Source organism: Arthrobacter sp. zg-Y1110 (assembly GCF_025244865.1).
GTDB lineage: Bacteria > Actinomycetota > Actinomycetes > Actinomycetales > Micrococcaceae > Arthrobacter_B.
Genome location: NZ_CP104272.1, coordinates 1,534,435 through 1,560,736 on the forward strand (window position 1 = coordinate 1,534,435; position 26,302 = coordinate 1,560,736).

Genomic DNA, 26,302 nt, shown 5'->3' on the forward strand with positions numbered 1-26,302 from the left:
ACCTCCCTGAGCGGAGGGATAGTTGCGGGTTGCTGCAAGCTAGTCTCCGGTGGCTTCGGCCTCCGAAGCCTCGCCGTGCCGGACTATGTCGCCCTCTGTGAAGAGGATGCCGTGGGCGATTTCCCGCCAGAGGGGAGTCCGGCGAAGCAGGAATTCAAGCTCCATGCTGAAGTGCTTGAACTCCTCACCGAGCGAATCAAGCATGATGGCCCGCGACTCGGCGTCAGGCTCCACGGCCATCCGCTGGACATACCAGCCGATGGCTTCGGCTTCCTCCGCCAGGCTGGCGCACATGCGCGCAAAGGTCCGCGTCTCGGCGGGAAGTTCGGAAGGCGGCTCATGGTACTGGTCTGTGCCCATTTGTCTCTCCTGAGGACCGGTGGCTCCGCAGCGTCCAGCCGGCTGCGAAACGTTCCCCCGTTGATCGACGTTACGGGGGGCACGGTGGGGAAACAATGGTTTAGGCCGGGTCAGGCGGCCGCGCCGGACGGATCAAAAGCTCAGCGGGCCAGCCGGGCGTAGGCGGAGGCGAAGTGCAGCAGCGGGTCGGCCTCGTCGTCGGCCCCGGCTCGGCGGCCCATGGACACCACCTCGCCCACGATCAGCTGGTGGGTGGCCGCCGTCGTCACCTGCGTGGTGCGGACCTCGAACCAGGCGATGGAATCCTCGATGACGGCGGCACCGGTTTCCGGCGCCCGGCCGTAATTAACCTGGTTCAGCAGGCCTTCCAGGGGCGAACCGGGACTGGCCAGCCAGTTGGCAGTGCCCCGCAGCCGCGCCGGCAGCAGGCTCAGGGCCCAGCTGCCGGCGTCGATCACCGCCTCGGCAATGCGTGCCTCGGCGTACAGGCTCACCAGGAGGGTGGGTGGATCGTAGGAGACGGAGAGGAACCCGCTGACGGTCGCCGCGTAATCGCGCCCGCGAAGGCGGGTGGACACCACGCCGACGCCGGACGCGATGTCCGCGCTCAGCTCCCGGTACCGGTCGATCACCTCGTCCGGGACGTCGGGCCCGGCAACCGGTTCCCCGGGAAAGACTCCGTGCTCCATGACTCCCTATTCCGCGGTATCGGCGGCGGGAACCAGCTTCACGGAGATGGAGTTGATGCAGAACCGCTGGTCGGTGGGCGTGTCGAAACCTTCGCCTTCGAACAGGTGTCCCATGTGCGAATCGCAGTTGGCGCAGCGGACTTCAATCCGGTCCATGCCCATGCTGCGGTCATGCAGGTAACGGACCTTGCCCTCGGCCAGCGGGGCGAAGAAGGACGGCCAGCCGCAGTGCGAATCGAACTTCTCGCTGCTGGTGAACAGATCGCTGCCGCAGGCACGGCACTGGTAAACGCCGGCGGTCTTGGTGTCCCAGTACTCGCCGGTGTATGGCCGTTCGGTGCCGGCCTTGCGCAGCACGGCGTACTCCTGCTCAGTGAGTTCCTCGCGCCACTGCTCGTCGGTTTTCTGGACCGGGACGGTTCCGGTGTTCTCTTCGGTAGTCATGTCAGCGTCAACGCTTAAGAGTCGCCAATAAATCCCGAGCCGCTGTACAGGTGCAGCACGGGAACGCCGAGCCGGTCCTGCGCCTCATTGGCCCAGTCCGTACGGAAGGTGTCTTCGACGGCGTGCGGCGTGGTGACCACTACAACCTGGTCCGCGTGCGTGCGCTTGGCGGTTTCGACGACGGCGGCAACCGGGTCTTCGCCGGTGACCGTGCCGGTGGCCTCGAGGCCGGCTGCCTGCAGCTGTTCCAGGGAGTCGGCGAGCGAGGTGACCGCTTCTTTCACCTCGTCGGCCTTGGACGGCCGGCCGCCGGTCAGGTTCCGGAAGGCTTCTGCAAAATCCAGCAGGCTGAGGTTGTCCAGCACGTCCACCAGCAGGTTCCGGCCCGGATCAGCGGGCACCAGAACCTCAAAGCGGACGGGGTTCTCTCCTGCAACGGCACGCAGGTTCTCTATGTCGCGGCTACCCAGCGATTCTTCCGTCAGCACCACAATTGTCGAAGTCATGCGCACCAGCCTAGTACGCCTGTCCCGGCAGGCCGCCCAAGGCCGCACCGGCCTGCCGTTACACGGACCCGGCACCCATCCGGTAAAAATGTTCTATGGCTATCTCCGTTCCTTCCGATGCATCCTCCGGCACCACCCCGGTTCTCTCGGTTCCGTGGGTCCGTTGGACGGCGTTCGGCGCCGGCGTCGGTGCTGCGGCTTCCACCGCCGTCGTAGCGGCCGCCTCCGGACTCGGCATCTACTTCGCGCGCCAGGTGGTCACCCCGGCCCGCACGCGGGACGCGAACCTGGAGATCCTGGCCGTCATGGACAGCGAGCACGGCCGGCAGGTCATCCTGCCGGCAAACCTGGACACCACGGTCGAAGGCACGTACAGCCTGTACTTCGACAACGGCAACGGGCATGCCCGGATCGGAGCCATCCGTTCCTATGTGCCCCGTGAGGGCACGGTGCAGCGGGATGTGGAAGAGGTGTACAGCGGCGACCTGAGCAAGGCGCGCCGCGGCTGGTGGAGCGGTTCCATCTATCCCTCGCCGGCCGCCGTCGGGCTTCCCGAGGAGGAAGTCGACATCCCGGTCGAAAACGGAACGGCACCGGCCTGGCTGGTGCGTACTCCCGGTGCCGACACGTGGGCGATCATGGTCCACGGCCGAGGCGCCCGGCGGACCGAATGCCTGCGGGCGCTGCGTACCGCCCGGGAAGCCGGGCTCACCAGCCTGGTGATCTCCTACCGGAACGACGGCGAGGCCCCCTACGCCTCCGACGGCCGGTACGGGCTGGGCCTGACCGAGTGGCAGGACGTGGAGGCGGCCATCCGCTACGCCCTGGACCACGGGGCCCAGGATGTGGTCCTGTTCGGCTGGTCCATGGGCGGGGCGATCAGCCTGCAGGCTGCGGACCGCTCGCCGCTGCGCCGGTACATCCGTGCCATGGTGCTGGACGGGCCGGTGATCAACTGGGTGGACGTGCTGGCCCACCATGCCCGGGTGAACCGGATTCCGGCGCAGGCCGGCAGGCTGGGACAGTGGCTGATTTCCAACGCCGCCGGACGGGCGCTCACCGGGCTGGCTGCTCCGCTGGACCTCAAGAGCATGGACTGGGTGACCCGTGCGGAGGAAATCCGGATCCCCACCCTCATCCTGCACAGCAAGGACGACGATTTTGTGCCGTACGGGCCATCTGCGGAACTGGCGGAGAAGAACCCGGAGGTCATCACGTTCGAGGCGTTCACCAGGGCACGGCATACCAAGGAATACAACGTGGATCCCGAGCGGTGGGAGCGTGTGGTCCTGGGCTGGCTCAATGACGCCCTTGGCCGCACCCGGCATCCCTCGGAGCACCGTCTCGACGCTGAGTAGCGGGTTACTTCAGCGGTGCGGATTACGGCCGCGCCGAGTGCACGAGCGCTCTCCTGCCATGTACTACCGGTAGTTTTCCTGCGCTTTGGGGAAAACCCTCCGGTTTGTGACGATCCCTGCGCGGCGCGGCGCAGGAAAATGCACAAACCGCAGGGAAATGCCCAAACCGCAGGGAAATGCAGGCCGGGCGTCGGACCGGACCCGGGACAGTGTCAGCGCACAGAGTAGGTTAAAGGCGCACTGACACATTGACGGGGGACCAATAATGTACGACCAACAGGGGACCGCTCCACTGGACGACTTTTTCCCGGCCTGGAACCAGGGTGCACATCCCGATCTGTATGAGCTGGAGAACCGGGCCTTTGACCGCGAAGGGACGGTCTGGGACGCACTTGCCAGCCTGGCGCCCTGGGCCGGGCGGACTCTCCTCGATCTCGGCTGCGGCACCGGTTTCTGGCTGCCGCGCTATGCCGAACTCGCAAAGTCCGTCATCGGCGTCGAACCCGATCCGCGCCTCCTGACGGCCGCCCGGTCCAGGCCGGGTGGAGCAGAGGTCCTGCACGGCTCGGCCGAACACATCCCGCTCCCGGATGCCTCGGTGGATGTTGTCCATGCCCGGTTCGCCTATTTCTTTCCCTCGCCCCAGAACGACTGCTCCGCGGGGCTGGCGGAAGTCCTGCGGGTCCTGCGTCCGGGCGGATCGCTGGTCGTCATCGACAATGACCAGTACGACGGTGACTTTGCGGCCCTGCTGGAGGCGGCCAACGCATCGGCGTATCAGGGTGAGGGCAAATACATCAACGACTGGTGGGCGCAGCAGGGTGCCTCCACGTCCCTGGTCATGAGCACCTGGACCTTTGACAAGCCGCAGGACCTGGTAGACGTGATCAGCATGGAATTCCCCAACGGAACCGCAGATGCATGGCTAAACGAGGACCCGCAGCGGGTCCGGCTGAGCTACGGTTACGCCCTGCACCACCTCTGCAAAGGAGAGCGGAACCGCCGCTAGGCAGGCGCGGCGGCGATGGGGGCCGTGACGGCGTGCGTGAGGCGGAGCAGGTCAAAGGGCGAGAGCCCGATCTGCAGCCCCCGCCGGCCTCCGGAGACATACACTGTGTCCAGCAGTTCCACCCGGGATTCGATTCCGGCAGGGGAGGAGTGTTTCTGCCCCAGCGGTGAAATGCCGCCCACCACGTAGCCGGTGCGCCGCTCCGCGTCCCGTCGGTCGGCCATCACGGCCTTGCGTGCTCCCATCAGGGCCGCGAACTTCTTCAGGTCCAGGTTCAGGGCTACCGGCACCATGGCTACCGCCAGATGTCCGCCCAGATCCACCATCAGCGTTTTGTAGACGGCTTCGGGCGGCAACCCGAGCTTTTCGGCGGCTTCCAGCCCGTACGACGGCGCGCCGGCGTCGTGCTCGTAGTGGTGCACTGTGTACTTGACCCCGGCGTCGTCCAGTACCTTGGTGGCCGGCGTCGCGCCCTTACCCGGATGCTTGTCGCGGTTTCCTGCCATGGCTGCGCCTCCTGTGCTCCTGCGGCCGCCGCACACCCGGCCGGTTACGGGCTACGCCGGCTGCTGTGCCAGTTTTTCGTGCTGGGCGAGCCGACGCTTGATGCGTCCCAGCATGGCGGACATTCCCCGCATGCGCAGCGGGGTGATGGCCCGGGTGAGGCCCAGACGGTCAGGAACATCGGCCGGAACCGCCAGGATGGCAGCGGCCGGAAGCCCGTTCAGGCCTTCGTAAAGCACGCTGGCGAACCCTCGGGTGGTGGGAGCCTCCGGCGGTGCCTTGAAGAACAGCGAGACCAGGTGCTCGGGGGAGTCGTCCACGTCCAGGCTGAGGAACACCGGCGACTGGCATTCCACCACCTGTTCGAGGAGCTCGGGCCGGTCGGCGATTTCAGCCGGCAGGTCGGGCAGGCTGCGGGAGAATTCAAGCAGCAGTTCCAGGCGGTCGGATTCCTCCATGGCCTGGAAGTCGTCGATGATCTCGGCCAGGGAATCCGGGACAGCGTTTTCGGGTGTGGCAGTCATGGGTAAATCTCTCTTACTTGGTGCTTCAGCTGGGGGCGTTGCCGGGTTCTTCACCGCGGGCAATCGGGACGCGTACGGCGTTGCCCCATTCGGTCCAGGATCCGTCATAGTTGCGTACGGACTCGAAGCCGAGCAGGTGCTTGAGCACAAACCACGTATGGCTGGAACGTTCGCCGATGCGGCAGTAGGCCACGACGTCGTCGCCTTCCTTCAGCCCGGCGTCGTCCTTGTAGAGCGCTTCGAGTTCCTCGCGTGTGCGGAAGGTTCCGTCTTCGGCGGCGGCCTTGCTCCACGGGACGGACTTCGCGGTGGGGATGTGCCCGCCCTTCATGGCGCCCTCGTCCATGTAGTCGGGCATGTGGGTGCGTTCGCCCGTGTATTCGGCGGGGGAGCGGACATCGATCAGCGGTCCCTTGCCCAGGTGTCCGACGACGTCGGGCAGGAACGCGCGGATCTTCTCGTCGTCACGCTCCACCACGGGGTATTCGGCCGGTTCCACGGAGACCTTGTCGGTGGTGACCGGACGGCCTTCGGCAATCCACTTGTCGCGGCCGCCGTCCAGCAGCCGGACATCCTCGTGGCCGAAGAGGGTGAAGACCCACAGGGCGTAGGCCGCCCACCAGTTGCTCTTGTCGCCGTAGATCACCACGGTGGAGTCCCGGGTGATGCCCTTGCGGGCCATCAACTGGGCGAAGGCCTTACCGTCTACGAAGTCCCGCGTATCGGCATCGTTGAGGTCGGTGTGCCAGTCGATCTTCCGGGCACCGGGGATGTGTCCCGTTTCGTACAGCAGGATGTCCTCGTTGGATTCAAGGACCACCAGGTTCTCAGCGTCCAGGTTGTCCGCCAGCCACTGTGTGGAGACCAGGCGTTCCGGATGGGCATAGGCGGAGAACTTGGGGCTGCTGTCAGCTGCGATCGACATACGCGGAACTTCTTTCCTCGGCAATTGGGCTTCTTCCTAGCCTAACGATGACGGGGGTCGAAAACTTCCATGCGCCGAACCTTGGCGGGATTCCTGGTCGGCACGCTGTCCCACGGTTTGGGGTTGCTGGTGTCTGTTGAGGTCCCACTGGCACCAGGAGCACCACCCGGTGGGATGCTGTGCTGGCCTGGGTGAACCCGTCCGGCACAGGTGTCCCACGGTTTGGGGTTGCTGGTGTCTGTTGAGGTCCCACTGGCGCCAGGATCACCACCCAGTGGGATGCTGTGCTGGCCTGGGTGAACCCATCCGGCACGCTGTCCCACGGTTTGGGGTCGCTGGTGTCTGTTGAGGTCCCACTGGCACCAGGAGCACCACCCAGTGGGATGCTGTGCTGCCAGTCTTGGGCGGGCGCCAAAGGCTCTCGGTAGGCCAGCTTCCCGGCCGCACCGGAGACCCGAGGCGGAAGGCCTGAGGTCCTATTCGGTTGGGGCCGGTGTGGGCGCGCTGCCAGGTCAAAATGCCCGGTTTTCGCAGCACGTAGCCGTCTCAAAAAGACGCGTATTTTAGGTTTCCGTAAGGGCTCGTTTGGGCCTGTTTTCAGCCTGGAAATGTCAGTGCCGGGTGAAATCCTAAAGGCATGGATAAGCTCGGGAACACCGAATGGACAACCGAAGAACCAGACAGTGAAGACCCCCAGCGGGAAGGCAATGTTGGGAAAGCGGATGCGCCCCGCACAAGTTGCACTCTGTCGGTTTACCGGGCGGAACTGGAAGCCGAGCCTTCCGTGGCCGCTGAAGCCGTCCCCGGCACCGAGCCAGCTGACCATCCCGCCCCTGCCGAAGGTCCCGGCCCTGCCGAGCACGCCAAGGCCGACCATCCCGGAGCTCCTGCCGCCGCCCCCGATTCTGACGCCGGCCCCGCCGATCCCGAAGCTTCCGCCGCCCCCGATTCTGACGCCGGCCCTGCCGACAGTTCCGGAGCCGATAGTTCTGCCTCCGATTTCCCAGACGGTTTCACCGGAACGCTGGCCCTGAAGAACGTTGAAGCCTTTGATGCGCAAACGGTCGCCGAGGCCCTGTCCCGGATGGCGCATTTGATGTCCTGGATGCAGGCGCAGGAAGCCCGCCTGGTCAACCGGATGGGGGAGCTCTTCCGCGACGACATGTATGCCGCTTCCAAATGGATCGACCCGGGGCTGGCCTTCAACCTCGCAGCTTCCGAATGCGCGGCCATCCTGAATGTCCCGCAGGTCACCGGACAGCGCCTCCTCAGCGAAGCGATAAGCCTCTGCACTTCCCATACGGCAACCCTGGCCGGGCTGGAAGAGGGGCGCCTTTCCTACCAGCATGCCCAAGTGGTGCTGGATCAGTGCCAGAACGTTCCTGCGGAGAACCTCCCCGGGTTCGAAGCGGACCTGCTGAAGGCTGCGGAGGGCCAGACCCGGTCCCAGTTCTCCTGCAAGGCCCGCCGGCTGCGGGAGAAATGCTATCCGGAGACCGTCAGCACACGGCACCTGACCGCGTTCGAGCAGCGCAAGGTCACCCTGGACCGGGAAGAGGACGGCATGTCCTGCCTGTCGGCCTATCTGCGTGCAGCGGAAGCGCAGCAGATCTATACGGCGCTAAGCGCTGCGGCGCGGGGTGAGCAGGCGGGAGGGGATTCCCGGACCACGGATCAGCTGCGTGCGGATATTCTGGCGCAGCTGCTCATGGGCGGCAGCCGGGGACTTTTTACGACGCCCGGAACCCCGGACGAGGCCGGAACCGACGGCAGGACCGGAACCGGACGTGGGAGCGGCGATCCCGGTGAAACTGGCGGGTCCGGGTATCCTGGCGGGTCCACCGGCGGGCCTCGAGACTACCGCGGTTCCGGGCGCACCGGCGACGACACTGGCGCAGCCAGCCAGGGCGAGGAAGACACCGGTTTCGGGGGCGGCTCAGAAAGAGCCCCCGATCGCCAACCCGGACCGGACGAAGGGATTGTCCCGAGGGCGGAGATCATGGTCCTGATCAGCGCCGAAACCCTCTTCGGAGCCGACGACCAGCCGGCAGAGCTGCACGGTTACGGACCCATCAGCGCCGAGGAAGCCCGCAGGCTGGCTAGGAACGCGGCGGGCTGGACCGGGCTTGCCCAGGACCCGCAGACAGGTGAAATCCTGGGCGTCGGTCGGCGGCGGAAAGTACCTGCCGGGCTGAAACGTTGGCTCCGCGCCCGCGACGGGACGTGTAGGTTCCCCGGCTGCAGGGTCAGCACCGCAAATGCGGATATCGACCACACCGTCGACTGGGCGCGGGGCGGACCCACGGACCATGGAAATCTGGAGCACCTGTGCCGTCGGCACCACCGGTTCAAGACGCTGGGTTTCTGGAAGGCCTTCCAGCCCACCCCCGGGGTGATCGAGTGGACTTCGCCTACCGGCCGGATCTATCGGACCGAACCGTTCCTGGAACTGGATCCATCGCAGGCCCCGGCACCGGGGCGGAGCCCGGATTCAAAGCGGGAGGATCCGAGACAGGCAGAATCAGCGCCGAATGATCCAGCGCGGAATTATTCAGTGCTGGAAGAAGTGCCGCCGTTCTGACCAGTTCGCGTCAGGGTTGGGTGCGCCTGCAGGGCGCGCCCTCCCGGGGCAGGCGCAGCGCCAGCACGACGACGGCAGCACCGATTCCCACGAACACCGCTTCCAGCGGCTGGAACTCAATGACCGCTATTTCCCAAGCCTCGAGACCTATCAGGGCGAGCCCGGCGGCGATGGAAAGCGGCCGTGCAGCCCGGTGGCACCGAAGGTGCAGCATGCCGGCGGTGAGGTAACCGCCGCCGCAACCCACGGCAAGGAGGAGGCCCGGAAGCCGCCAGTCCCGAAACGGGGTCCGTCGCAGTACGGACGGATCAGCGTGCAGGAAGGCGCCGTCAGGCTGCAGGGCCAGGAGGATGCCGCCACCGAGCGCTGCTCCAGCTGTGCCGAACTCCAATCCCATCAGTGACCGCTCTTCGCGGGAATACCTTGGAGCGCCCACCGCGTCCTGATGCCGCATCATGCTCCGACTATGGACTGCAGACACAGTCGCGGTCCACCGGCCGCAGTTCCAAATTCCCGAACGCGTTGGCGTATCGTAGCGATGGCGGCAGAACGCCGCAGAACCGGCACGTTTCGTGCCGGAAGCAGGCATCAAACGGACGGAAAAGCGCGCAGTGGCACAACTCGAGCACCTGACAGAACGGACTCCCCAGGTATCGGTGGATGAACTGCTGCAGGGATTCTTCCCATCGCCCCGGTTCGGCAGCGTGTCCTTTGATTCCTACCGTCCCGATCCGGAACAGCCCTCGCAGGCCAAAGCCGTGGGCGCGATGCGTTCCTTCGCGGCCGACGTCGACACCCCCGAGCCAAGCGGCCTGCGGAAGTTCTTCGGCGGCAAGAAACCCGAGAGCAAAGCCGGGTTCTACCTGGACGGCGGATTCGGCGTCGGCAAGACCCACCTGCTGGCCTCGCTCTGGCATGCCGTGGAAGGGCCCAAGGCCTTCGGCACGTTCGTGGAGTACACCAACCTCGTGGGTGCGCTCACCTTCCGCAAGACCGTGGAGGCGCTGAGCGCCTACAAGCTGGTCTGCATTGACGAATTCGAACTCGACGATCCGGGCGACACGGTGCTGATGTCCCGCCTGATGCGTGAACTGGCCGACGCCGGCGTGAAGCTTGCGGCTACGTCCAACACCCTGCCGGGTTCCTTGGGTGAGGGCCGTTTTGCCGCCGTCGACTTCCAGCGCGAGATCCAGGTCCTGGCGGACCAGTTCGACGTCGTCCGCATTGACGGTGAGGACTACCGCCACCGCGGTCTGCCTGAGTCGCCTCAGCCGCTGCAGGACGGGGAGCTGGAAGCGCGGATGGAAACCGAATTCTCCGGCCGGACCGTCGCTGTTGATGACTTCTCCGAACTCATCAACCACCTTTCCCAGGTCCACCCGAGCCGGTACCGGCAGCTGCTCGACGGGGTGGAAGCTGTTGCCTGGCACAACGTCCAGACCATCACCGAGCAGTCCGTGGCGCTGCGCTTTGTGGTCCTTGCCGACCGGCTGTACGACAAGGACGTGCCGATCCTGGCCAGCGGGGTGCCGTTTGATCAGCTGTTCACCAAGGAAATGATGGCCGGCGGGTACATGAAGAAGTACTTCCGCGCCGTCTCGCGCCTGACCGCACTGGCCCGCGAGGGCCAGACGGGCGAAGCGTCGTAGCAGGACCCGCTTAAACGGCGGAAGCGCCGGTGCCGCCTCTCGGCGGGACCGGCGCTTCTTTGTCGTGCTCTCGGGTTGTTAGGCCGGAGGCGTCTGCCCGGGACCGTTGCCGGTTCCCGGCTCGCGGTTGCGGTTGGTCTTATCAACTGCTTCCGAGGCCTTGTTCTGGAAACCATCGATCTTGCTGGAGTACTTGCCGCCGGTCTTCTGGTCGACGAAGTTCCCTGCCTGATCGATGCCGCCCTTGATCTTGTCGGCATTCTGTCCGACATATCCGGTGGCCTTTTCCTTCAGCTCACCGGCCCTGCCTTTGAGCTCGTCAAATACAGACACGGATCACCTCCTTTCACAGGGGAAACCCGCTCGTTTCCCGTTCGCCTCCATGTTAGGTCCCGCAGGGGTTGGAGGAAAGGACTTTCCTCTGCGGGCATATCCTTCGCTATTCCCCGGACCCGTCCTCCCGGACGCCGTCACCCGAATGCCGATCCGAACCGCCATGGTGGTGATGGTAGCCGCGGCAGTTGTCGTCGAGTTCGATCCGGATGATGCTGGCAGACGTCGGAGCCGGTTCTGCCGGAGGCTCCGCAACCGGCGGGGCCTCGGGGCCTGGTCCGGCCGGGAATCCGGCGAGAGCATCCACTGACGCGTACAGGGCATCCCCCCGCAGTTCCAGGGCGGCCGGTTGATTGGCCTCCAGAAACAGCTCGGGGGTCCCTGATCCGGCCGGCACTACCGAAATCCGGTTGCCGAACAGTTCCGCCACGAAGATGTCTCCATTGTCGTTGACGGCGAGTCCGGTGGCTCCGGCAAAGCCGGTGGCGACGAGTTCCGTAGCACCGGTGGATCCTTCTACACGGAACACGGATCCCGGAGATCCTCCCTCCGGCCCGCCCGGCAGCGAGGTCACGTAAAGGGCGCCGTCGGGTCCGCGTTCGACGTCGGTCGGCACCGGTTCCAGGTTGTAGTTGAGTCCCACCGTGCAGGCCGGCAGCCCGAACCCTGCGGCCGTTTCGGCGGTAATCGTGAATGGCACAGGAGGCAGCACCGCGATCGTCACGATTTCGCCGTCGTCGCCTACCTGGATGAGGGCGTTCATTCCCGCGTCGGCCACGATGGTTCCGCCGTACCGGCCGGGAAGGGAGGCTACCGGGTTGGAGTCCGGCAGGCCGGTGTACGGAGCAGGGGCAACACCGGGCGGCAGTTGTGCCGCGCATTCGGCGGGAAGCGCCTCCTCGAAGCCGTAAGTGTTGATGCTGTCCGGATTCTCGGCGAATTCGTAGGCGGAAATGTCCGCGACGGTCTCGATGTTGCCGTCCCGGTCAATGGACTGCAGCAAGGTGACGTTGGCTACCGGGTCGTTGCTTCCGGCGCCGGTAGCAACCGTGTAATAGGTAGCTCCGCGGTCGCGGGAAACGGAACCGGGGGAATAACCGTCGGGTGCCGTTGCCAGGACCTCGGGTTCTCCGCCGTCAGTGATGCGGGTCAGGAGCGTAGTGAATGATTGGGCTACGTCGAGGGTGCCGCCACGGCCGACGGCGAAACTCAAGGGACCGAGCAGCCCCTCGGCAACGGTGGTCACCTCCCCGGCAACAGGTACGGGTGATGGTGATGGTGGGTGGTGCCGTCCGCCGGCGGCCGCAGGTGAGGCTGCCAGCCCCAGAGCTGCGGTTGCGGCAAGGACAGCGAGGGTAGGTGATGATTTCTTCACGGTGATCTCCTCAGCATTGGTGCGGTGCAATGCGAGACTCGCCTCTTGGCCTCCCGTGGTTCCCGGCCACGCCCCCGGCCAAGGCATTCAAAGCCTAGGGGCGGCCGACTATGCCGAACACGTAGTTTTGGCACATGCGACGCCGAGGCGGTCAGAAAAACCAAGTAGTCGACGGGGTGCCTATGCGAGTAATTTTTACGGTCCCGCCCCACCGTCACTGAACTGATTCGAACTGCCACCGTTGCGGTCGCCGCGGCAATCACCCCAGCGGGCGTGGCTGCGTAGACTGCCCGGGTCTTCGTGGTGGACTGGCGTCGATCCTGCACTACCGCCCCGACGCGATAAATGAGGACCCTCGATGCCTGCACGAATGCTGCCATCCGCGACGCCGTCTCCGCTTTCGGAACAGGCACGCCAGCCGATCGAGCGGGGACGCGCACTTCGGGCTGCGCTCCTTGGATGGGTGTTCCTCGGCGTCGCCCTTGGAGCCGCCATAGGGATTGCCGAAGCCCTGGGCCTGGCTTTTGGCTGGGGACGGCTGGATGAAGTCCTGTTGCAGGCGGTCCTGATGTCCGCCGTCGTGGTGCCGGGTATCGTGCTGCTGCGTCGCCGGCTGGACCACCGCCGCTTGGAAGGGCTCGGTCTCAGCCGCTCAGTCGCCCGGCCGCTGGCCATGGGCGTGGCCGTCGGCGCACTCACCGGCCTCATCGTCTGGCTACCCGCCGGCCTGGTCGGATGGATACGGGTGGAAGAGCTGAACGTGGCCGCCTTCCTGGGCTTCCTGCTCCTGAACGGCGTGGTGCTGGCCCTCTATGAGGCGCTTCCGGAGGAACTTGCCTTGCGCGGGTACGTCTGGACGAACCTGCGGGACGGCTGGGGCCTGGCTGTTGCGACGCTGGTGACGACGGCACTGTTCCCGTTCATTGGACTGGTGGTCGGGCCGGTGCGGTGGGCTATCACCACGGTGCTTGGCGGCGACGGAGGGGGAATCGAAGTGTTTCCCGCAGGCAATGACCCCATCATCTACATCGTGCAGCTGGTTCTGTTCGGGCTGGCGCTCGTGGCGGCCCGGCGTATCCCGGTGCCCGGGGCGTTGCTGGTGGCGGTCGCCTTCCACTGGACGCAACTGACCGTCACCCGCACGATGCTCGGCGGAACGGGATGGCTTGACTCGGGATGGACCATCACCTGGGTGGAGCCGGATGCGATTGCCCTGGTCTTGGTGCATATCGTTCTTGCCGGCGTGGTCTTCATAGCCGTACGCCGCATAAAACGGCGTTCTGTTTACTGAAGCCATCGGGGGAGTAGTCAATGGGCGTCCGCGGTTCAAACACTTCAATGCCCGGGTCCGGTGACCCATGAAGCAGGTACCCGGAGGAATGGACGAGCAGGTCCAGGAAGGCCCAGATAGGCAGTCCCTTCGGCGGCAGGAACCACCCACCGTCGGCGGCCGCGGCAGCCAGTACGATTCGATCTCCTCCATGGCGCCACCCTGGACCTGTCGCTTTCTGGCCGGCTGCCTGAGAGTTCCTGGCTGAACCGGAAGAGCGGATGCGGTAGGCGGCCGCCTCCAGGGCGGCAGGGGAATGAGGTAGCGTTCCCTAATCAGGACCGCCCGCGCAAACGATGAGGGGGAAGGCCATGGCGCCGCAGGCACCGGCAAGCAGTGTCAGGTTCGTGGAACGTTCGCCCGGTTGGCTTAGGTGGGGAGGCGGCGCGTTGCTGGCGGCAGTGGGTTCCGCGCTGGCCGTTGGGGCAGCCGCCGAGTCGGTCTGGCCGCTGTATTTAGCTGCTGCGGCGCTCCTGCTCGCTGCCGGCTGGTGGTGTTTCCTTGCGCGGATTACGGTCGCAGTGGACCAGCAGTACGTCACCCTGAGGGGACCGCTGTGGAAGCGCTCCATTCAGCGCCGAAACGTCCAGGACATCACGGTGGCCAAAGACAACGGGCTGAACTCCGGGCTCGTGAACTGGCCGGTGACGCGGCACGCACGCGGCTCCCTGACGAGACTGAACATGGGCGGCACCGGTGCCGTCACGTTCTCCGACGCCGCCGGCCACCGCTACCAGGTGGTGCTGGCTGATCTCCCGTCCGCCGAACAGATGGCACTGGCCATCGGAAACTGATCGGTGCTGCGAACACGCCGGTGTGCCACAATCGTGGCCATGCCGCTCACTTCTGTTTCGACCGCCGACGGTACTCTTCGGATTTCCTGGACGTTTCCCGCCCCCGCGCAGGCCGTCTGGGCGGGGTTCACTGACGCCGCCCTTTTGTCCCAGTGGCTGGGCCTTCCTGTGGAATGCGACGTGCGAACGGGCGGAACAATCGTCGTCGACCATAGCGGAGGCTACTTGTCCCGTAGCGTCATTACTGACATGGACGAGCCGCGCCGCTTGGCGATGAGCTGGGAGTTTCCCGAGGAACCCGAATCGCGGATCCAGATCCGGCTGCGTGACGCGGAGGAGGGGACCGGACTGGACTTCAGGCACCATGATCTGGGGGCCCTCGTCGATTCCTACGGGCCCGGCTGGATTACCCACCTGACATACCTGGAGGGCGCCGTTGCCGGGGCCACCATTCCTGCGTCCCGGTTCTGGCCGTTGCATGCCACTTTCGAGACGTTGTATGCCGCACGCGTGGCAGCGGACGCGATCAAGGGCTGACGGTTTCCTTCTGCAGGATGAGCTCGGTCTCCACGGGCGTGAACCCGAGGCGGGTGTTGATGGAACGCATCCATACATTCCGGTCATCGCTGCTGGTCCTGACTTTGCGGACGTTTCCCAGTTCGACGGCGCGGTGCAGGGAAGCCAGCTTCACGGCCGCTCCGAGGCCGTGGCCGCGGTGGCCGGAGACCACGAGGGTCCCTTCGATGTGCGCCGGCCGTTCGGTATCGGCATCAGCGACCAGGCAGGTCCAGGCGGCAACGTTTCCGGCTGCGTCCACGGCGATCGACTCGAATACCGTGGATCCCTGGGCAACCCAGAGGTCCATCTCGGCGGCATACTCACCGGGGGATACGGGTGTCTCGCCCCAGGCGAGCTCGCCGTTGGGCGCCTCGGCATCCACGAGGCCCTTGATCTGCCCTACCTGTTCCCGGAACCGCTCAGGGACGCCGTTGACGTGCGTTGAGATTTCGTAGCCGGGCGCCGTCGTCGGGCCGGCAAGCTGTGTGTCACGGAGATCCAGTTCGACGACGGTTTCGGTGGTTGCCGGGGAATAGCCAAGAGGGGAAGCAAAATTCTGCATAAGAGCGCCCATTTCGGCCGAGGTCGCCCGGATGGCGCTTGCCACGAACCTGACCGTGGACGCAGGACTGGCGTCTTCGGCGGCACGTGCCAATGCAGAACCAACTCCTGCGTTTTGGTAAACGGGGTCGACCCAAACGAATATCCATGTGGTGTCCGGAGTGTCGGGTGAATGCATGCCGGCCGCGAAACCAATCAATGTGGTGCCGTTCCATGCGCCAAGCAAATGGTTCTGCCATCCGTTAGGTGTGCGCCAGCCAAGAATCCGGGCTTCCTTGCTGGGGGAAATCCAACCGGGCCTTACGCTTTGGTTTGCCGCGCATTCAATGCGGTAGGCCTCGGCCATGGCGCTGTCATTATCGAGGTCCAGCGGGCGGATTTCCATAGGCCACACTCTAAGGTCTTCAGGGATGTTTATCGGCGCCGAACCGCGGGAAAGTTGCCTAGGGCGAAAGGCCAGCTTAAAACAAAACCGGCGTGAAGCTCAAAGAGCTCCACGCCGGAATAGGCGTCCGGCTCAAGGCCGGAAACGCGTGTTACGCGTTGTGGTTGTTGTTACCGCGGTGGCCGGACTTGGCCAGGCCGCGGGCAACCATCAGGCCGACCGTGAGGAAGGTGATGTACTGCATTGCCTGTGCGGCGTTGAATGCGTCAAGGCCATTTTCGCTGGCGTTGTCGCCAACGACAGCTGCCGTGATGATCGTGGCGATAACGGCCAGGACGTAAACGGCGAATTCGAGGGTCCGCGTGGACACCTTGATGTCGTTGGCGTTGCGAACGGTGGTGTTCGTGTGATCGTTGTGAGTCTGTGTATTAGCCATGTGGTTCTCCTCAAGTAGTGGTGTGAGCGGCCTGGTGGCCATGCAACTTTGATCCCGCTACTGAAACCATGTCGGCATTTTCTCTACTGGAAAGACTTTATCGATAGGCCGGCTAATAAGCAAACTTAGTTTTATCGCCGAGCAGACCAGGCCGGGATGACCTGCGGCTTAAACAAAAGAAGGAACAGGCAAAAACCTGTTCCTTCTAAGCCGGCAATCAAGGCCGGGGGAGAGCGGACGACGGGATTCGAACCCGCGACATCCACCTTGGCAAGGTGGTGCTCTAGCCAGCTGAGCTACGTCCGCAAATGCAAACAGTCGAAACTGTCCGTGCGCGATACTGGGATCGAACCAGTGACCTCTTCCGTGTCAGGGAAGCGCGCTACCGCTGCGCCAATCGCGCCCTAAACTGCTCGGCCCGTTCAGGATTACTCCTGGAAAACCATAAGCAGAAGGGAGAGCGGACGACGGGATTCGAACCCGCGACATCCACCTTGGCAAGGTGGTGCTCTAGCCAGCTGAGCTACGTCCGCAAGAAAAGCACTGAAACAGTACTGTTCGTGCGCGATACTGGGATCGAACCAGTGACCTCTTCCGTGTCAGGGAAGCGCGCTACCGCTGCGCCAATCGCGCCCATAAATGGGTTTCTTGCAATCCACTGTGGAGGTGGGGACGGGATTCGAACCCGCGTATACGGCTTTGCAGGCCGCTGCCTCGCCTCTCGGCCACCCCACCGTAACCGCCGCATAAAGCTTTGGAGAACCGAACCCGGCGAAACCGGGAGCGGCTTGTACAGTGACTTGCGAGCGGACGACGGGATTCGAACCCGCGACATCCACCTTGGCAAGGTGGTGCTCTAGCCAGCTGAGCTACGTCCGCATGTTGATCAGGTGAGGGAGCTATTGCCCCGGATTGCTTGCGCTTTCCGCGGCGAACCCCCGCTTTCCAACGAAGAAAAACTCTATAGGACGTTTGCGGGTTCGTCCAATCGGTCCCGGGTTCGGCCCAGGTTTGGACTGGGGCGGGATCTGGGCTAGCATCTTTAGACGTTGGAGTGCTTCCGGGCGCATCAACGTGATTTAGCAAAAGAAGGGCGATTGGCGCAGTGGTAGCGCGCTTCGTTCACACCGAAGAGGTCACTGGTTCGAACCCAGTATCGCCCACCCTTCAAAAGACCGTCACTTTCCTCCGGGGAGGTGGCGGTCTTTTTGCGTCTGTCCGGCGGACGGCCGAAAGCAGACTGTCACCGCCGGGTGGCAGACTGGAGACATGACTGAACCAGCACTGGGACACGCAACCGAATACGGACGCATGTATTCGCGGTCCCTTTCCGAGCCGCCCACGGTCCCGTCCATCACCACGGTCATTTCCCAGGGCTCAACGTCCCTGGACGGCTGGCACAGCTATATGGCAGCCTCCGCCGTCGTCAAGGATCCCAAACTCACCGCCGCCCTCGGGAGTCCGTCGCAGCTGCGCTCCGTGGTCAAGGAGGCCTCCTCGGCCTCCGAACGCTACCGCGACGCCGCCGCGCAGCGGGGCACACGCGTCCATTACTACTGTGAGCAGGTGGCGCTCCGCGCCCTGGACCGCCCGCATGAACTCGAGCGTGCCCGCGAGGAGCTTGCCGCCCGCGGGGAGCACCAGTTCGCGGACCGGTTCGACGAATGGTGGAAGCTTTACGACGTCCAGCCCATCGCCCCGGAAATCACCGTGTGGAACGCCGAGCTTGGCTACGCCGGCACCCTGGACCTGGTGGCTCGGATCGGTGGCCGGCTGTGCCTGATCGATTACAAGACCAAGAACACCGACCGCGACGGACAGGTGAAGCAGTTGGACGACAAGGTCGTGATGCAGCTCGTCGCTGGGATGAAGGCACAGGAATCGCTCGTCGACGCCGGTGCCGGCACCTGGGAGCCGTGGGCCTACGGACAGGATCCGCTGCTGCTTGGCGTCGCCGTGGGCCAGACCGAGGTGCGTCCCATGCGCGCAAACCCGGACGTGCTGCCCCAACACTGGTTCAAGTTCTGCGCACTGCGCCGGGTCTGGCAGACCAACATCGACGCCGTTGCCGCAGGCCGTGCCCTGCTGCCCGTGCCGCCGCCCCCGGTCGGAGCGCACGAAGCCCCCGCTTCACAGACTTCAACCCTGCAGGCTGCACCGACGGCAGATCCGCAGACTTCGGTGGCAGCGGGCGCTCCTCAGGCCTGAGCGTCCCGGCGGGCGGCGGAGCCAACTAGACTGGATTCCGATCCCCTGCAGCAAGAGTAAGGAACAAACCCCCGATGGCCATCCTGACTATCCGCACGCTCGGCGACCCGGTCCTGCGGACCCGCGCCGAAGACGTGACCGACTTCGGCCCCGAACTGGCGAAGCTGGTAGCGGACATGGAGGAAACCATGGAGGACGTCGAAGGTGCCGGGCTGGCAGCACCCCAGGTCGGCGTCAGCCTGCGCGTATTCACCTACCGCGTGGAGGGCCAGGCCGGGCATGTGGTCAATCCCGTCCTTGAACTGAGCGACGACCTCCAGCCGGACCATCTGGAGGGTTGTCTGTCCATTCCCGGGCTTGGCTACCAGACGCCGCGCTTCCGCTGGGCCCGCGTCTCCGGCCAGGACCTGCATGGAAACCCCATCAGCATCGAAGGGGAGGGCATGCTGGCCCGGTGCTTCCAGCACGAAACGGACCACCTGAACGGCGCCCTCTATATCGACCGACTCGAAGGCGAGCACCGCAAGGAAGCACTCCGGGCCATCCGGCAGCGCGAGTACGACGCGATCGCGGACCGTACCGCAGCGCAGCGTGCCCAGAGCGTGGGCTCCAGCTTCGGTACCTTCGGCCAGGCGGCCAAGGGTACGTTCGGCACCCAGGCCGGAGCCTAGGTGGCCGCGGCACTTCGCGTCCTGTTTGCCGGCACCCCCGCGGTCGCCGTACCGTCCCTCGACGCGCTGATTGACGCCGGGTTCGACGTCGTCGGCGTCCTCACCCGCCCCGACGCTCCGCTGGGCCGCAAGAAGGTCCTGACACCATCGCCGGTGGCCGCCCGCGCCGAGGAACTGGGTCTGCCCGTGATCCGCGCTGCAAAGGTGGACGACGAAGCCATCGCGGCCATCGCCGCCCTGGCGCCCGACGTCGCAGCCATCGTTGCCTACGGTGCCCTCGTTCCGGCGCGTGCCCTCACCGTGCCGAAGCACGGCTGGATCAACCTGCACTTCTCACTGCTGCCGGCCTGGCGCGGCGCCGCCCCCGTGCAGCACGCCGTCATTGCCGGTGACGACATCACCGGTGCCTCCACATTCCTGCTCGAAACAGGCCTGGACACCGGCCCGGTCTACGGCACGCTCACCGAAACGGTGCGGCCCGAGGACACCAGCGGTGACCTGCTCGAACGCCTCTCGCATTCCGGTGCGGTGCTGCTGGCCCAAACGCTCAGCGCAGTCGACGCCGGCGCAGCCGTGCCGGTGCCCCAGCAGGGGGACATCACCCTGGCACCCAAGCTCAGCATCGACGATGCCCGCGTGGACTGGCAGCAGCCCGCCCTGGCTATCCGCCGCCGCATCAACGGTGTCACCCCCGAACCCGGCGCGTGGACCACCTGGGACGGCGCCCGGTTCAAGATCGGCGCGGCCACGCTGCGCTCCGACGTCACCGACCTGCGCCCCGGCCAGGTCCGCTTCACCGGCGGCGGGGACGCCGCCGCCGTCGTGGGCACCGGCTCACACGGACTCGAACTGCTGCGTGTCCAGCCCGCAGGCAAGAAAATGATGCCGGGGGCCGACTGGGCCCGCGGCCTCGCCAACCGTGAGGACGTGGTCTTCGAATGACCCCCCAACCTGAAAAACACCGCAACGACAAGGGCCACGAACGCCGCCGCGCCGCAGTGAAGACTCGCACCGCCGCCGCCCCCGGCCAGCGCACCCGCGCCGCCGATCCGGCCCGGCTGGTTGCCTTTGAAGTGCTCCGCGCCGTTTCCGGCGAGGACGCTTACGCCAACCTCGTGCTGCCGAAAAGCATCCGCAAGCACCGCCTGGACAAGCGCGACGCCGGCTTTGCCACCGAGCTGGCCTACGGCGCCCTGCGCGGCCAGGGCACCTATGACGCCATCCTCGCCAAGTGCGTGGACCGCCCGCTGGAACGCCTGGACCCCGCTGTCCTGGACGCCCTGCGCATCGGCACCCATCAGCTGCTGGCCATGCGCGTCCCTGCGCACGCCGCCCTCGACCAGACCGTCGGCCTGGCCCGTGCCGTCATCGGCGCCGGACCGTCGGCACTGATCAACGCGGTGCTTCGCAAGGTCGCCGCCCGCAGCCTGGACGAGTGGGTGGAACTGCTCACCGAAGGCGAAACCGACGCGGTTAAACGCTCCGCCATTGAACACTCCCACCCGGAATGGATCGTCCGGGCACTGCGCCAGTCACTCGTGGCCCACGGTCGCAGCGTCGATGAGATCACCGACCTGCTGCGTGCGGACAACGACGCTCCCGTGGTTAACCTGGTCGCCCTGCCCGGCCTCGGCGACCTCGATGAAGCCCGTGCCGCCGGAGCGACGGACGGCGAGCTCGTGAAGGATTCCGCCCTGTTCTCCGCCGGCGACGTCGGCCGGCTGGACTCGGTCCGCGCCGGCACCACCCGCGTGCAGGACGCCGGCTCCCAGCTGGTCGCCCGCGCCCTGGCCGAACTGGACCTCGGCGGCGCGTCCGTCGATGAGGACGGCGTGGAAAAGTGGCTGGACATGTGTGCCGGCCCCGGCGGCAAGGCAGCACTGCTCGCTGCCCTCGCCCACGAATCCGGCGCCGTGCTGCTGGCCAACGAGCCCGCCCCGCACCGCGCGCAGCTGGTCCGCCAGGCCCTGGACGCCGTGCCCGGGGAAACCTGGAACGTACGTACCGGAGACGGCCGCACCATCGCCGAGGACTACCCGGAAACCTTCGACCGGATCCTCGTCGACGCACCCTGCACCGGTCTGGGCGCCCTGCGCCGCCGTCCGGAGTCCCGCTGGCGCCGCAAGCCCACCGACGTCGGCGAACTCGGCATCCTGCAGCGCGAGCTGCTCACCACCGCCGTGGACGCGGTTAAGCCCGGGGGAGTGGTGGCCTATGTAACGTGCTCCCCGCACCCTGCGGAAACCACCGCCGTCGTCGCCGACGTGATGCGCAAGCGCAACGATCTGGAACTGCTCGACGCCGGCGCCGCACTGGACGCCGTCAGCCTGCCCGGCGCGCTGGAGGCCGGCCACGAATCCACCGCCCAGCTGTGGCCGCACATCCACGCCACCGACGCCATGTTCCTGGCGCTGATCCGCCGCAAAATCTAGGAGACCCTTCGTGAGCAAGTGCTGCATCAACCCGAGCATCCTCTCGGCCGACTTCGTGAACCTCGAAGCCGAGCTGCAGCGGATCAGTGCCGCGGACGCCGTGCACGTGGATGTTATGGACAACCACTTCGTGCCGAACCTGACCATCGGCCTGCCCGTGGTGGAACGGATCCAGCAGGTGTCCAAGCTGCCGCTGGACGCGCACCTGATGATCGCCGACGTCGACCGCTGGGCGCCGCTGTATGCCGAGGCCGGACTCGCCTCGGTCACGTTCCACGTAGAAGCATCGACGGCCCCGATCAAGCTCGCCCGCGACCTGCGGGAGCGCGGCGCCAAGGCCGGCATGGCCCTGCGTCCGGCCACCCCGGTGGAGCCGTACCTGGACATGCTGTCCGAGCTGGACATGCTGCTGATCATGACCGTGGAGCCGGGCTTCGGCGGACAGAAGTTCCTGGACGTGACGCTGCCCAAGATCCGCCGGGCCGCCGAGGCCGTCCGCGGCTCCGGGTTGCCGCTGGCCATCCAGGTGGACGGCGGAATCTCCGCGGAGACCATCGAACGGGCTGCGGAGGCCGGAGCGAACGTGTTCGTGGCCGGCTCGGCCGTTTACGGGACAGGTGATCCCAATGACGCTATCCGCAAACTGCGCGCATCTGCCGAAGCGGCTGTGCAAGAATAGTTAGCAACAAACGTGCTCCGGGGTCGGTGTAATTCCGAACCGGCGGTTATAGTCCGCGACCCGCACTGCTGATCCGAGAAATCGGGGCAGCGGTTCGGTTGAATCGGTGAAACTCCGATACCGACAGTTAAAGTCTGGATGGGAGAAGCACGTGCAGTTTGTTGTTCCGCCGGCTTTGCCGACCCTTCGAGGTCCCCTTTTGCAGGGGTGACCCCTCGAACCGGTCGCACCCCGGCGACGCATCGTACTGTCGTACCCCCGGAGCACCCGCTCAGGGATAGGACGACATGGATTTTCTACGGTGGCTCTTCGAGGCACAGCTTCCGGTGGGCTCAAGCTCACTGCTGGTGCGCGAACTTGTGGGCAACATCTTCGGGCTGCTCAGCGCCTTCGGCGGTATGCGCCGGAAAGTCTGGGCCTGGCCCGTCGGCATCCTGGGTAACCTGCTCCTGCTGACCGTCTTCCTCGGCTCCGTCTTCGGCGGCGCCGATACCGCCACACTGCTGGGCCAGGCCGGCCGGCAGATCATGTTCATCGCAGTATCGATCTACGGCTGGCGGCGCTGGCAGCAGAGCAAAACCAAGGGCGAGGCCGCCGTCACCCCGCAGTGGGCCACCGGCCGTCAGCGGATCGGGCTGGTCACCATCATGCTGCTGGGCACCGTCGCCCTGACCCCCGTTTTCGCCCGGCTGGGTTCCTACGAACCGGTGTGGGCGGATGCCTGGACCTTTGTCGGGTCGCTGCTGGCCACCTACGGTATGGCCAAAGGCTGGGTTGAGTTCTGGTTGATCTGGGTGGCCGTGGACATAGTGGGTGTGCCCCTGCTCTTCAGCACCGGCTACTACGCCACTGCCTTTATGTACCTCTTCTACGGCTGCTTCACCCTTGCCGGGTTCTTCGTCTGGTGGAAAGCCAAGCGGAACGAGAAGCCGCAGGTGGAGGTCCTGATGCCGGACCCGCGGACCCGGTAATGCCCGGATTCGGCGCGGCCGAAGCAGCGGCCATGGAAACCGCCCTGGGCCTCGCGGCCCAGGGGGTGCGCGGCGCCAATCCACTGGTGGGCGCGGTGATCCTCGACGCCGACGGCGGCATCCTCGCCACCGGTTACCACCGCGGCGCGGGCACGGCGCATGCCGAGGCCGACGCGCTGGCCCGCGCTGCAGCATCGGGAGTGGAGGTTCGGGGAGCCACGATGATGGTCACCCTGGAACCCTGCAACCACACCGGACGCACAGGACCCTGTACGCAGGCGATCCTTGCCGCAGGCCTGGCCCGGGTGGTCTTCGCTGCCGCGGATCCCACGCAGGCCGGCGCCGGGGGAGCAGCCGCGCTTCGGTCCGCCGGCGTGGAGGTGGCTTCCGGGCTGCTGGCCGGACCCGCCGAACAGCTCAACGCCCGCTGGTTCCGCGCCGCTGCCGAGCATCGCCCGTTTGTGACAGCGAAGATCGCCCAGAGCCTGGACGGCCGGATCGCCGCCGCAGACGGCACCAGCCAGTGGATCACCGGGCCCGAAGCGCGGCAGGACGGCCAATCGATCCGCTCCCGGGTGGACGCCATCCTGGCCGGCACCGGCACCGTGCTGGCAGATGATCCCCTGCTGACCGCCCGGACCCCCGACGGCGCGGAGGACACACGGCAGCCGCTGCGCGTCGTCGTCGGCCGGCGCCCGGTTTCGGCGGACGCCGCCGTCCGCGGTTCCGACGGCAGGTTCCTGCAGCTGCAGGAACACAATCCGGCCGTCGTGGCCGCCGGCCTGTACACCCGCGGGGTCCGCCACGTGCTCATTGAGGGCGGAGCCACCCTGACCAGCGCCTTCCTGCGGGCCGGACTGGTGGATGAACTCGTGGTTTACACCGCTCCGCTGCTGCTTGGCGCGGGGACTGCCTCGGTCGCCGGCCTAGGCGTGCAGACCCTCGGCCATGCCCCGCGCTGGCGGTGGGACACCGCGGCCGGCGGCGCCGTCGTGCAGCTGGGCCGGGACCTGCGCCTGCGGCTGGAACCGGAGCCCGACTCATTCAACAACCCCCACACAAAGGACTCATAGATGTTCACCGGCATAGTTGCTGAACAGGGCAGCGTGGTCTCCCTGTCCCCGAATACCGACGGCGACGGCGCGGTCCTGGTCGTCACGGCACCCGCCGCCGGCGCGGCCCTGGAGCCCGGCGGATCCATTGCCGTCAACGGCGTGTGCCTGACCGCCACCCGGATCGAGGACGGGACCATCAGCATGGATGTGATGGGTGAAACCCTCGCCCGCACCACCACCGGAGACCTGCAGGCCGGCCAGAACGTAAACCTGGAACGCTGCGTGCCCGCCGCCGGACGGCTGGACGGGCACGTGGTGCAGGGACACGTGGACGGCGTGGTGACGCTGCTTGAGCGCGAATCCCTAGGCAGCTGGGACCGGCTGCGCTTCGCCGTGCCTGCCCGGCTGGCTCGGTACATCGCGGAGAAGGGATCGATCGCCGTCGACGGCGTTTCCCTCACCGTTACGGCGGTCAGTCCGGCCGACGCAGGGGAACACTGGTTCGAGGTCGGCCTGATTCCCACCACGCTGGCCGAAACCGGACTCGGCGCGCTGGAACCCGGCGGACGGGTGAACCTGGAGGTGGACGTGCTGGCGAAATACGCCGAACGTCTGCTGGCATTTACGCGGAGCCCGCAGTGAGCGCGCAGGCCATCGTGCTGAACTCCGTGTCCGAGGCCGTCGAGGCCATCGCTGCCGGCCGCGCCGTCGTAGTCGTGGACGACGCCGACCGCGAAAACGAGGGCGACATTGTCTTCGCCGCCCAGCACGCCACCCCCGAACTGATGGGCTGGACCATCCGCCACAGCTCCGGCGTCGTCTGCGTTCCGCTGCCCGGCAGCTACGCGGACCGGCTGGAGCTGCCGCCCATGACGGCCGTGAACCAGGACGCCAAGGGCACCGCCTACACGGTCTCCTGCGATGCCGCCGCGGGCACCAGCACCGGGATCAGCGCCTCGGACCGCTCGCTCACCGCCCGCGTCCTGTCCGACCCGGCCGCAGATCCGGGATCCCTGCACCGCCCGGGCCACGTCTTTCCGCTGCGCGCCGCCGACGGCGGGGTCCTGGTCCGCCGCGGGCACACGGAGGCCGCGGTCGACCTCGCGCAGCTGGCCGGCTGCACCCCGGTGGGTGTGATCGCCGAACTGGTCCACGACGACGGCGAGATGATGCGGCTGCCGGCCCTGCGGAAGTTCGCAGACGCGTACGCCCTTCCGCTGATCTCCATCGAGGACCTGGCCCAGCACCTGCACCTGCACCTGCGGAAAGGAAGCGGCGAATGAGCGAAGCAGCAGCTTCCGCGCCTGTCCTGCCCGGACCGCCGGTGCAGCTGCCCACCGCCTTCGGCGACTTCACTGCCACCGCGTGGACGGACACGCGCACCGGCGTCGAACACCTGACTCTCTCCGCGCCCGGCACCGAGACTGAGCTGGCCGGCGGCCTCGGCGAAGGCGCCCCGCTGGTGCGGCTGCACTCGGAATGCCTGACCGGGGATGTCTTCGGGTCTTTCCGCTGCGACTGCGGGGAACAGCTGGAGCAGGCGATGGAACTGGTGGCATTGCACGGCGGCACCATCGTGTACCTGCGCGGCCAGGAAGGCCGGGGGATCGGGCTGGCCAACAAGCTGCGGGCCTACGCCCTGCAGGAAGCCGGGGCGGACACGGTGGAAGCCAATGAACAGCTCGGACTGCCCGTGGACGCCCGTGACTACCAGGCCGCCGCGGACATCCTGCACCAGCTGGACCTGCACCGGATCCGGCTGCTGACCAATAACCCCGCCAAACGGGACTGGATGCGCCGCTTCGGCATCGAGGTGGAAGCCATGGTGCCCTCCGAGGTGCCCATCCGGGCCGAAAACGAGCGGTACCTGCAGACCAAGCGGGACCGGATGGACCACCACCTCACCCTGCTGCGCACCAAACCCGTGCAGCAGAGTTAACCGACTTCGAGCAAGGAGCAATACAT

29 protein-coding genes, 7 tRNA genes and 1 riboswitch are annotated in these 26,302 nt (G+C 66.2%); of the genes, 18 read left to right on the forward strand and 18 right to left on the reverse strand.

Annotation, left to right across the window (positions count from 1 at the left end):
* Positions 1-39 precede the first annotated feature (39 nt).
* From N2K99_RS07045 to N2K99_RS07060, 4 genes are all read right to left on the reverse strand, one after another.
* The gene (locus N2K99_RS07045; RefSeq protein ID WP_227922271.1) at positions 40-360 is read right to left on the reverse strand and encodes a hypothetical protein; all 321 of its coding nucleotides are present in this window, start codon (positions 358-360) and stop codon (positions 40-42) included.
* Between the two features lie 140 nt (positions 361-500).
* On the reverse strand, positions 501-1,049 hold the full coding sequence (locus N2K99_RS07050; RefSeq protein ID WP_227933322.1) for a flavin reductase family protein: 549 nt from the start codon (positions 1,047-1,049) through the stop codon (positions 501-503).
* A gap of 6 nt (positions 1,050-1,055) precedes the next feature.
* Positions 1,056-1,493: a peptide-methionine (R)-S-oxide reductase MsrB gene (msrB, locus tag N2K99_RS07055; protein WP_227933323.1), complete on the reverse strand. Its 438-nt coding sequence runs from the start codon at positions 1,491-1,493 to the stop codon at positions 1,056-1,058.
* A 14-nt stretch (positions 1,494-1,507) separates the two neighbouring features.
* Positions 1,508-1,999 carry a hypothetical protein gene (locus N2K99_RS07060; protein WP_227922264.1) on the reverse strand — a complete coding sequence of 164 codons (492 nt, stop codon included), beginning with the start codon at positions 1,997-1,999 and terminating at the stop codon, positions 1,508-1,510.
* Positions 2,000-2,094: 95 nt separating this feature from the next.
* Here N2K99_RS07060 and N2K99_RS07065 point away from each other — a divergent pair, with 95 nt between their 5' ends.
* Together N2K99_RS07065 and N2K99_RS07070 are read left to right on the forward strand one after the other, a co-directional pair.
* Positions 2,095-3,357: an alpha/beta hydrolase gene (locus tag N2K99_RS07065; RefSeq protein ID WP_227922262.1), complete on the forward strand. Its 1,263-nt coding sequence runs from the start codon at positions 2,095-2,097 to the stop codon at positions 3,355-3,357.
* Positions 3,358-3,622: 265 nt separating this feature from the next.
* A complete protein-coding gene (locus N2K99_RS07070; RefSeq protein WP_227933324.1) occupies positions 3,623-4,366 on the forward strand; it encodes a class I SAM-dependent methyltransferase in 744 nt (247 codons plus the stop codon).
* On the opposite strand, the gene ybaK is transcribed toward N2K99_RS07070, so the two are convergent.
* Genes ybaK through N2K99_RS07085 form a run of 3 tightly spaced genes read right to left on the reverse strand, consistent with a single transcriptional unit; the run spans position 4,363 to position 6,319 of the window.
* The gene (gene ybaK / locus N2K99_RS07075; RefSeq protein ID WP_227933325.1) at positions 4,363-4,872 is read right to left on the reverse strand and encodes a Cys-tRNA(Pro) deacylase; all 510 of its coding nucleotides are present in this window, start codon (positions 4,870-4,872) and stop codon (positions 4,363-4,365) included. The genes N2K99_RS07070 and ybaK overlap by 4 nt on opposite strands.
* A 51-nt stretch (positions 4,873-4,923) precedes the next feature.
* Positions 4,924-5,394, reverse strand: coding sequence for a SufE family protein (locus N2K99_RS07080; protein ID WP_227922254.1), 471 nt, complete (start codon positions 5,392-5,394; stop codon positions 4,924-4,926).
* Positions 5,395-5,419: 25 nt separating this feature from the next.
* Complete coding sequence (locus N2K99_RS07085) at positions 5,420-6,319, reverse strand: sulfurtransferase (protein ID WP_227922252.1); 900 nt, start codon at positions 6,317-6,319, stop codon at positions 5,420-5,422.
* 637 nt (positions 6,320-6,956) lie between these two features.
* Between N2K99_RS07085 and N2K99_RS07090 the strand changes: the two genes are divergently transcribed.
* The gene (locus N2K99_RS07090) at positions 6,957-8,900 is read left to right on the forward strand and encodes an HNH endonuclease signature motif containing protein (protein WP_227933326.1); all 1,944 of its coding nucleotides are present in this window, start codon (positions 6,957-6,959) and stop codon (positions 8,898-8,900) included.
* 10 nt (positions 8,901-8,910) lie between these two features.
* Here the strand turns inward: N2K99_RS07090 and N2K99_RS07095 are convergent, their stop codons facing one another.
* A complete protein-coding gene (locus tag N2K99_RS07095) occupies positions 8,911-9,357 on the reverse strand; it encodes a hypothetical protein (protein WP_227933327.1) in 447 nt (148 codons plus the stop codon).
* A 154-nt stretch (positions 9,358-9,511) separates the two neighbouring features.
* On the opposite strand from N2K99_RS07095, the gene zapE reads away from it, so the two are divergent.
* Positions 9,512-10,549 carry a cell division protein ZapE gene (zapE, locus tag N2K99_RS07100; protein WP_227922246.1) on the forward strand — a complete coding sequence of 346 codons (1,038 nt, stop codon included), beginning with the start codon at positions 9,512-9,514 and terminating at the stop codon, positions 10,547-10,549.
* Between the two features lie 78 nt (positions 10,550-10,627).
* Here zapE and N2K99_RS07105 read toward each other — a convergent pair whose 3' ends face one another.
* Together N2K99_RS07105 and N2K99_RS07110 are read right to left on the reverse strand one after the other, a co-directional pair.
* Positions 10,628-10,882 carry an antitoxin gene (locus tag N2K99_RS07105; RefSeq protein WP_227922244.1) on the reverse strand — a complete coding sequence of 85 codons (255 nt, stop codon included), beginning with the start codon at positions 10,880-10,882 and terminating at the stop codon, positions 10,628-10,630.
* A 106-nt stretch (positions 10,883-10,988) separates the two neighbouring features.
* On the reverse strand, positions 10,989-12,257 hold the full coding sequence (locus N2K99_RS07110) for a ScyD/ScyE family protein (RefSeq protein ID WP_227922242.1): 1,269 nt from the start codon (positions 12,255-12,257) through the stop codon (positions 10,989-10,991).
* 358 nt (positions 12,258-12,615) lie between these two features.
* Here N2K99_RS07110 and N2K99_RS07115 point away from each other — a divergent pair, with 358 nt between their 5' ends.
* From N2K99_RS07115 to N2K99_RS07125, 3 genes are all read left to right on the forward strand, one after another.
* Positions 12,616-13,548: a CPBP family intramembrane metalloprotease gene (locus N2K99_RS07115; RefSeq protein ID WP_227933328.1), complete on the forward strand. Its 933-nt coding sequence runs from the start codon at positions 12,616-12,618 to the stop codon at positions 13,546-13,548.
* A 386-nt stretch (positions 13,549-13,934) separates the two neighbouring features.
* Entirely contained in the window at positions 13,935-14,381 is a 447-nt protein-coding gene (locus tag N2K99_RS07120) for a hypothetical protein (RefSeq protein ID WP_227933329.1), read from the forward strand.
* A gap of 39 nt (positions 14,382-14,420) precedes the next feature.
* Positions 14,421-14,918 carry an SRPBCC domain-containing protein gene (locus tag N2K99_RS07125; protein WP_227933330.1) on the forward strand — a complete coding sequence of 166 codons (498 nt, stop codon included), beginning with the start codon at positions 14,421-14,423 and terminating at the stop codon, positions 14,916-14,918.
* On the opposite strand, the gene N2K99_RS07130 is transcribed toward N2K99_RS07125, so the two are convergent.
* The 8 genes from N2K99_RS07130 to N2K99_RS07165 form a co-directional block, all read right to left on the reverse strand.
* Complete coding sequence (locus tag N2K99_RS07130; protein WP_227933331.1) at positions 14,908-15,885, reverse strand: GNAT family N-acetyltransferase; 978 nt, start codon at positions 15,883-15,885, stop codon at positions 14,908-14,910. The two genes, N2K99_RS07125 and N2K99_RS07130, sit on opposite strands and share 11 nt — an antisense overlap.
* A 151-nt stretch (positions 15,886-16,036) precedes the next feature.
* Complete coding sequence (locus N2K99_RS07135) at positions 16,037-16,321, reverse strand: hypothetical protein (protein WP_227933332.1); 285 nt, start codon at positions 16,319-16,321, stop codon at positions 16,037-16,039.
* 232 nt (positions 16,322-16,553) lie between these two features.
* Positions 16,554-16,627: transfer RNA gene (locus tag N2K99_RS07140), tRNA-Gly, on the reverse strand.
* Between the two features lie 25 nt (positions 16,628-16,652).
* Positions 16,653-16,724 (reverse strand) — tRNA-Val (locus N2K99_RS07145).
* Between the two features lie 56 nt (positions 16,725-16,780).
* A tRNA-Gly gene (locus N2K99_RS07150) sits at positions 16,781-16,854 on the reverse strand.
* A gap of 28 nt (positions 16,855-16,882) precedes the next feature.
* A tRNA-Val gene (locus tag N2K99_RS07155) sits at positions 16,883-16,954 on the reverse strand.
* Positions 16,955-16,982: 28 nt separating this feature from the next.
* Positions 16,983-17,056: transfer RNA gene (locus N2K99_RS07160), tRNA-Cys, on the reverse strand.
* 70 nt (positions 17,057-17,126) lie between these two features.
* Positions 17,127-17,200: transfer RNA gene (locus N2K99_RS07165), tRNA-Gly, on the reverse strand.
* 212 nt (positions 17,201-17,412) lie between these two features.
* Between N2K99_RS07165 and N2K99_RS07170 the strand changes: the two genes are divergently transcribed.
* The 11 genes from N2K99_RS07170 (at position 17,413) to ribA (ending at position 26,276) form a co-directional block, all read left to right on the forward strand.
* Positions 17,413-17,484: transfer RNA gene (locus N2K99_RS07170), tRNA-Val, on the forward strand.
* Positions 17,485-17,590: 106 nt separating this feature from the next.
* The gene (locus N2K99_RS07175) at positions 17,591-18,529 is read left to right on the forward strand and encodes a PD-(D/E)XK nuclease family protein (protein WP_227933333.1); all 939 of its coding nucleotides are present in this window, start codon (positions 17,591-17,593) and stop codon (positions 18,527-18,529) included.
* Positions 18,530-18,603: 74 nt separating this feature from the next.
* Positions 18,604-19,200 carry a peptide deformylase gene (gene def, locus N2K99_RS07180; protein WP_227933334.1) on the forward strand — a complete coding sequence of 199 codons (597 nt, stop codon included), beginning with the start codon at positions 18,604-18,606 and terminating at the stop codon, positions 19,198-19,200.
* On the forward strand, positions 19,201-20,142 hold the full coding sequence (gene fmt, locus N2K99_RS07185; RefSeq protein ID WP_227933335.1) for a methionyl-tRNA formyltransferase: 942 nt from the start codon (positions 19,201-19,203) through the stop codon (positions 20,140-20,142). It abuts the gene before it with no gap.
* Positions 20,139-21,632: an RsmB/NOP family class I SAM-dependent RNA methyltransferase gene (locus N2K99_RS07190; protein WP_227933336.1), complete on the forward strand. Its 1,494-nt coding sequence runs from the start codon at positions 20,139-20,141 to the stop codon at positions 21,630-21,632. The genes fmt and N2K99_RS07190 overlap by 4 nt, the downstream gene beginning before the upstream one ends.
* A 10-nt stretch (positions 21,633-21,642) precedes the next feature.
* Complete coding sequence (gene rpe / locus N2K99_RS07195) at positions 21,643-22,311, forward strand: ribulose-phosphate 3-epimerase (RefSeq protein WP_227922218.1); 669 nt, start codon at positions 21,643-21,645, stop codon at positions 22,309-22,311.
* A gap of 8 nt (positions 22,312-22,319) precedes the next feature.
* Positions 22,320-22,466: riboswitch (FMN riboswitch) on the forward strand.
* A 132-nt stretch (positions 22,467-22,598) separates the two neighbouring features.
* Positions 22,599-23,282, forward strand: coding sequence for a nicotinamide riboside transporter PnuC (pnuC, locus tag N2K99_RS07200; RefSeq protein ID WP_227922216.1), 684 nt, complete (start codon positions 22,599-22,601; stop codon positions 23,280-23,282).
* On the forward strand, positions 23,282-24,355 hold the full coding sequence (gene ribD / locus N2K99_RS07205; RefSeq protein WP_227933337.1) for a bifunctional diaminohydroxyphosphoribosylaminopyrimidine deaminase/5-amino-6-(5-phosphoribosylamino)uracil reductase RibD: 1,074 nt from the start codon (positions 23,282-23,284) through the stop codon (positions 24,353-24,355). Before pnuC ends, ribD begins: the two co-directional genes overlap by 1 nt.
* A complete protein-coding gene (locus N2K99_RS07210; RefSeq protein WP_227933338.1) occupies positions 24,356-24,979 on the forward strand; it encodes a riboflavin synthase in 624 nt (207 codons plus the stop codon).
* A complete protein-coding gene (gene ribB / locus N2K99_RS07215) occupies positions 24,976-25,620 on the forward strand; it encodes a 3,4-dihydroxy-2-butanone-4-phosphate synthase (protein WP_227933339.1) in 645 nt (214 codons plus the stop codon). The genes N2K99_RS07210 and ribB overlap by 4 nt, the downstream gene beginning before the upstream one ends.
* Positions 25,617-26,276, forward strand: a complete 660-nt coding sequence (gene ribA / locus N2K99_RS07220; RefSeq protein WP_227922202.1) for a GTP cyclohydrolase II — start codon at positions 25,617-25,619, stop codon at positions 26,274-26,276. Before ribB ends, ribA begins: the two co-directional genes overlap by 4 nt.
* Positions 26,277-26,302 lie beyond the last annotated feature (26 nt).

Excerpts from the sequence above, each read along its gene's own strand:
- N2K99_RS07045 (WP_227922271.1), bottom strand. The coding sequence starts at position 360 with ATGGGCACAGACCAGTACCATGAGCCGCCTTCCGAACTTCCCGCCGAG.
- N2K99_RS07050 (WP_227933322.1), bottom strand. The coding sequence starts at position 1,049 with ATGGAGCACGGAGTCTTTCCCGGGGAACCGGTTGCCGGGCCCGACGTC.
- msrB (WP_227933323.1), bottom strand. The coding sequence starts at position 1,493 with ATGACTACCGAAGAGAACACCGGAACCGTCCCGGTCCAGAAAACCGAC.
- N2K99_RS07060 (WP_227922264.1), bottom strand. The coding sequence starts at position 1,999 with ATGACTTCGACAATTGTGGTGCTGACGGAAGAATCGCTGGGTAGCCGC.
- N2K99_RS07065 (WP_227922262.1), top strand. The coding sequence starts at position 2,095 with ATGGCTATCTCCGTTCCTTCCGATGCATCCTCCGGCACCACCCCGGTT.
- N2K99_RS07070 (WP_227933324.1), top strand. The coding sequence starts at position 3,623 with ATGTACGACCAACAGGGGACCGCTCCACTGGACGACTTTTTCCCGGCC.
- ybaK (WP_227933325.1), bottom strand. The coding sequence starts at position 4,872 with ATGGCAGGAAACCGCGACAAGCATCCGGGTAAGGGCGCGACGCCGGCC.
- N2K99_RS07080 (WP_227922254.1), bottom strand. The coding sequence starts at position 5,394 with ATGACTGCCACACCCGAAAACGCTGTCCCGGATTCCCTGGCCGAGATC.
- N2K99_RS07085 (WP_227922252.1), bottom strand. The coding sequence starts at position 6,319 with ATGTCGATCGCAGCTGACAGCAGCCCCAAGTTCTCCGCCTATGCCCAT.
- N2K99_RS07090 (WP_227933326.1), top strand. The coding sequence starts at position 6,957 with ATGGATAAGCTCGGGAACACCGAATGGACAACCGAAGAACCAGACAGT.
- N2K99_RS07095 (WP_227933327.1), bottom strand. The coding sequence starts at position 9,357 with ATGATGCGGCATCAGGACGCGGTGGGCGCTCCAAGGTATTCCCGCGAA.
- N2K99_RS07115 (WP_227933328.1), top strand. The coding sequence starts at position 12,616 with ATGCCTGCACGAATGCTGCCATCCGCGACGCCGTCTCCGCTTTCGGAA.
- N2K99_RS07125 (WP_227933330.1), top strand. The coding sequence starts at position 14,421 with ATGCCGCTCACTTCTGTTTCGACCGCCGACGGTACTCTTCGGATTTCC.
- N2K99_RS07130 (WP_227933331.1), bottom strand. The coding sequence starts at position 15,885 with ATGGAAATCCGCCCGCTGGACCTCGATAATGACAGCGCCATGGCCGAG.
- N2K99_RS07135 (WP_227933332.1), bottom strand. The coding sequence starts at position 16,321 with ATGGCTAATACACAGACTCACAACGATCACACGAACACCACCGTTCGC.
- N2K99_RS07175 (WP_227933333.1), top strand. The coding sequence starts at position 17,591 with ATGACTGAACCAGCACTGGGACACGCAACCGAATACGGACGCATGTAT.
- def (WP_227933334.1), top strand. The coding sequence starts at position 18,604 with ATGGCCATCCTGACTATCCGCACGCTCGGCGACCCGGTCCTGCGGACC.
- N2K99_RS07190 (WP_227933336.1), top strand. The coding sequence starts at position 20,139 with ATGACCCCCCAACCTGAAAAACACCGCAACGACAAGGGCCACGAACGC.
- pnuC (WP_227922216.1), top strand. The coding sequence starts at position 22,599 with ATGGATTTTCTACGGTGGCTCTTCGAGGCACAGCTTCCGGTGGGCTCA.
- ribD (WP_227933337.1), top strand. The coding sequence starts at position 23,282 with ATGCCCGGATTCGGCGCGGCCGAAGCAGCGGCCATGGAAACCGCCCTG.
- N2K99_RS07210 (WP_227933338.1), top strand. The coding sequence starts at position 24,356 with ATGTTCACCGGCATAGTTGCTGAACAGGGCAGCGTGGTCTCCCTGTCC.
- ribA (WP_227922202.1), top strand. The coding sequence starts at position 25,617 with ATGAGCGAAGCAGCAGCTTCCGCGCCTGTCCTGCCCGGACCGCCGGTG.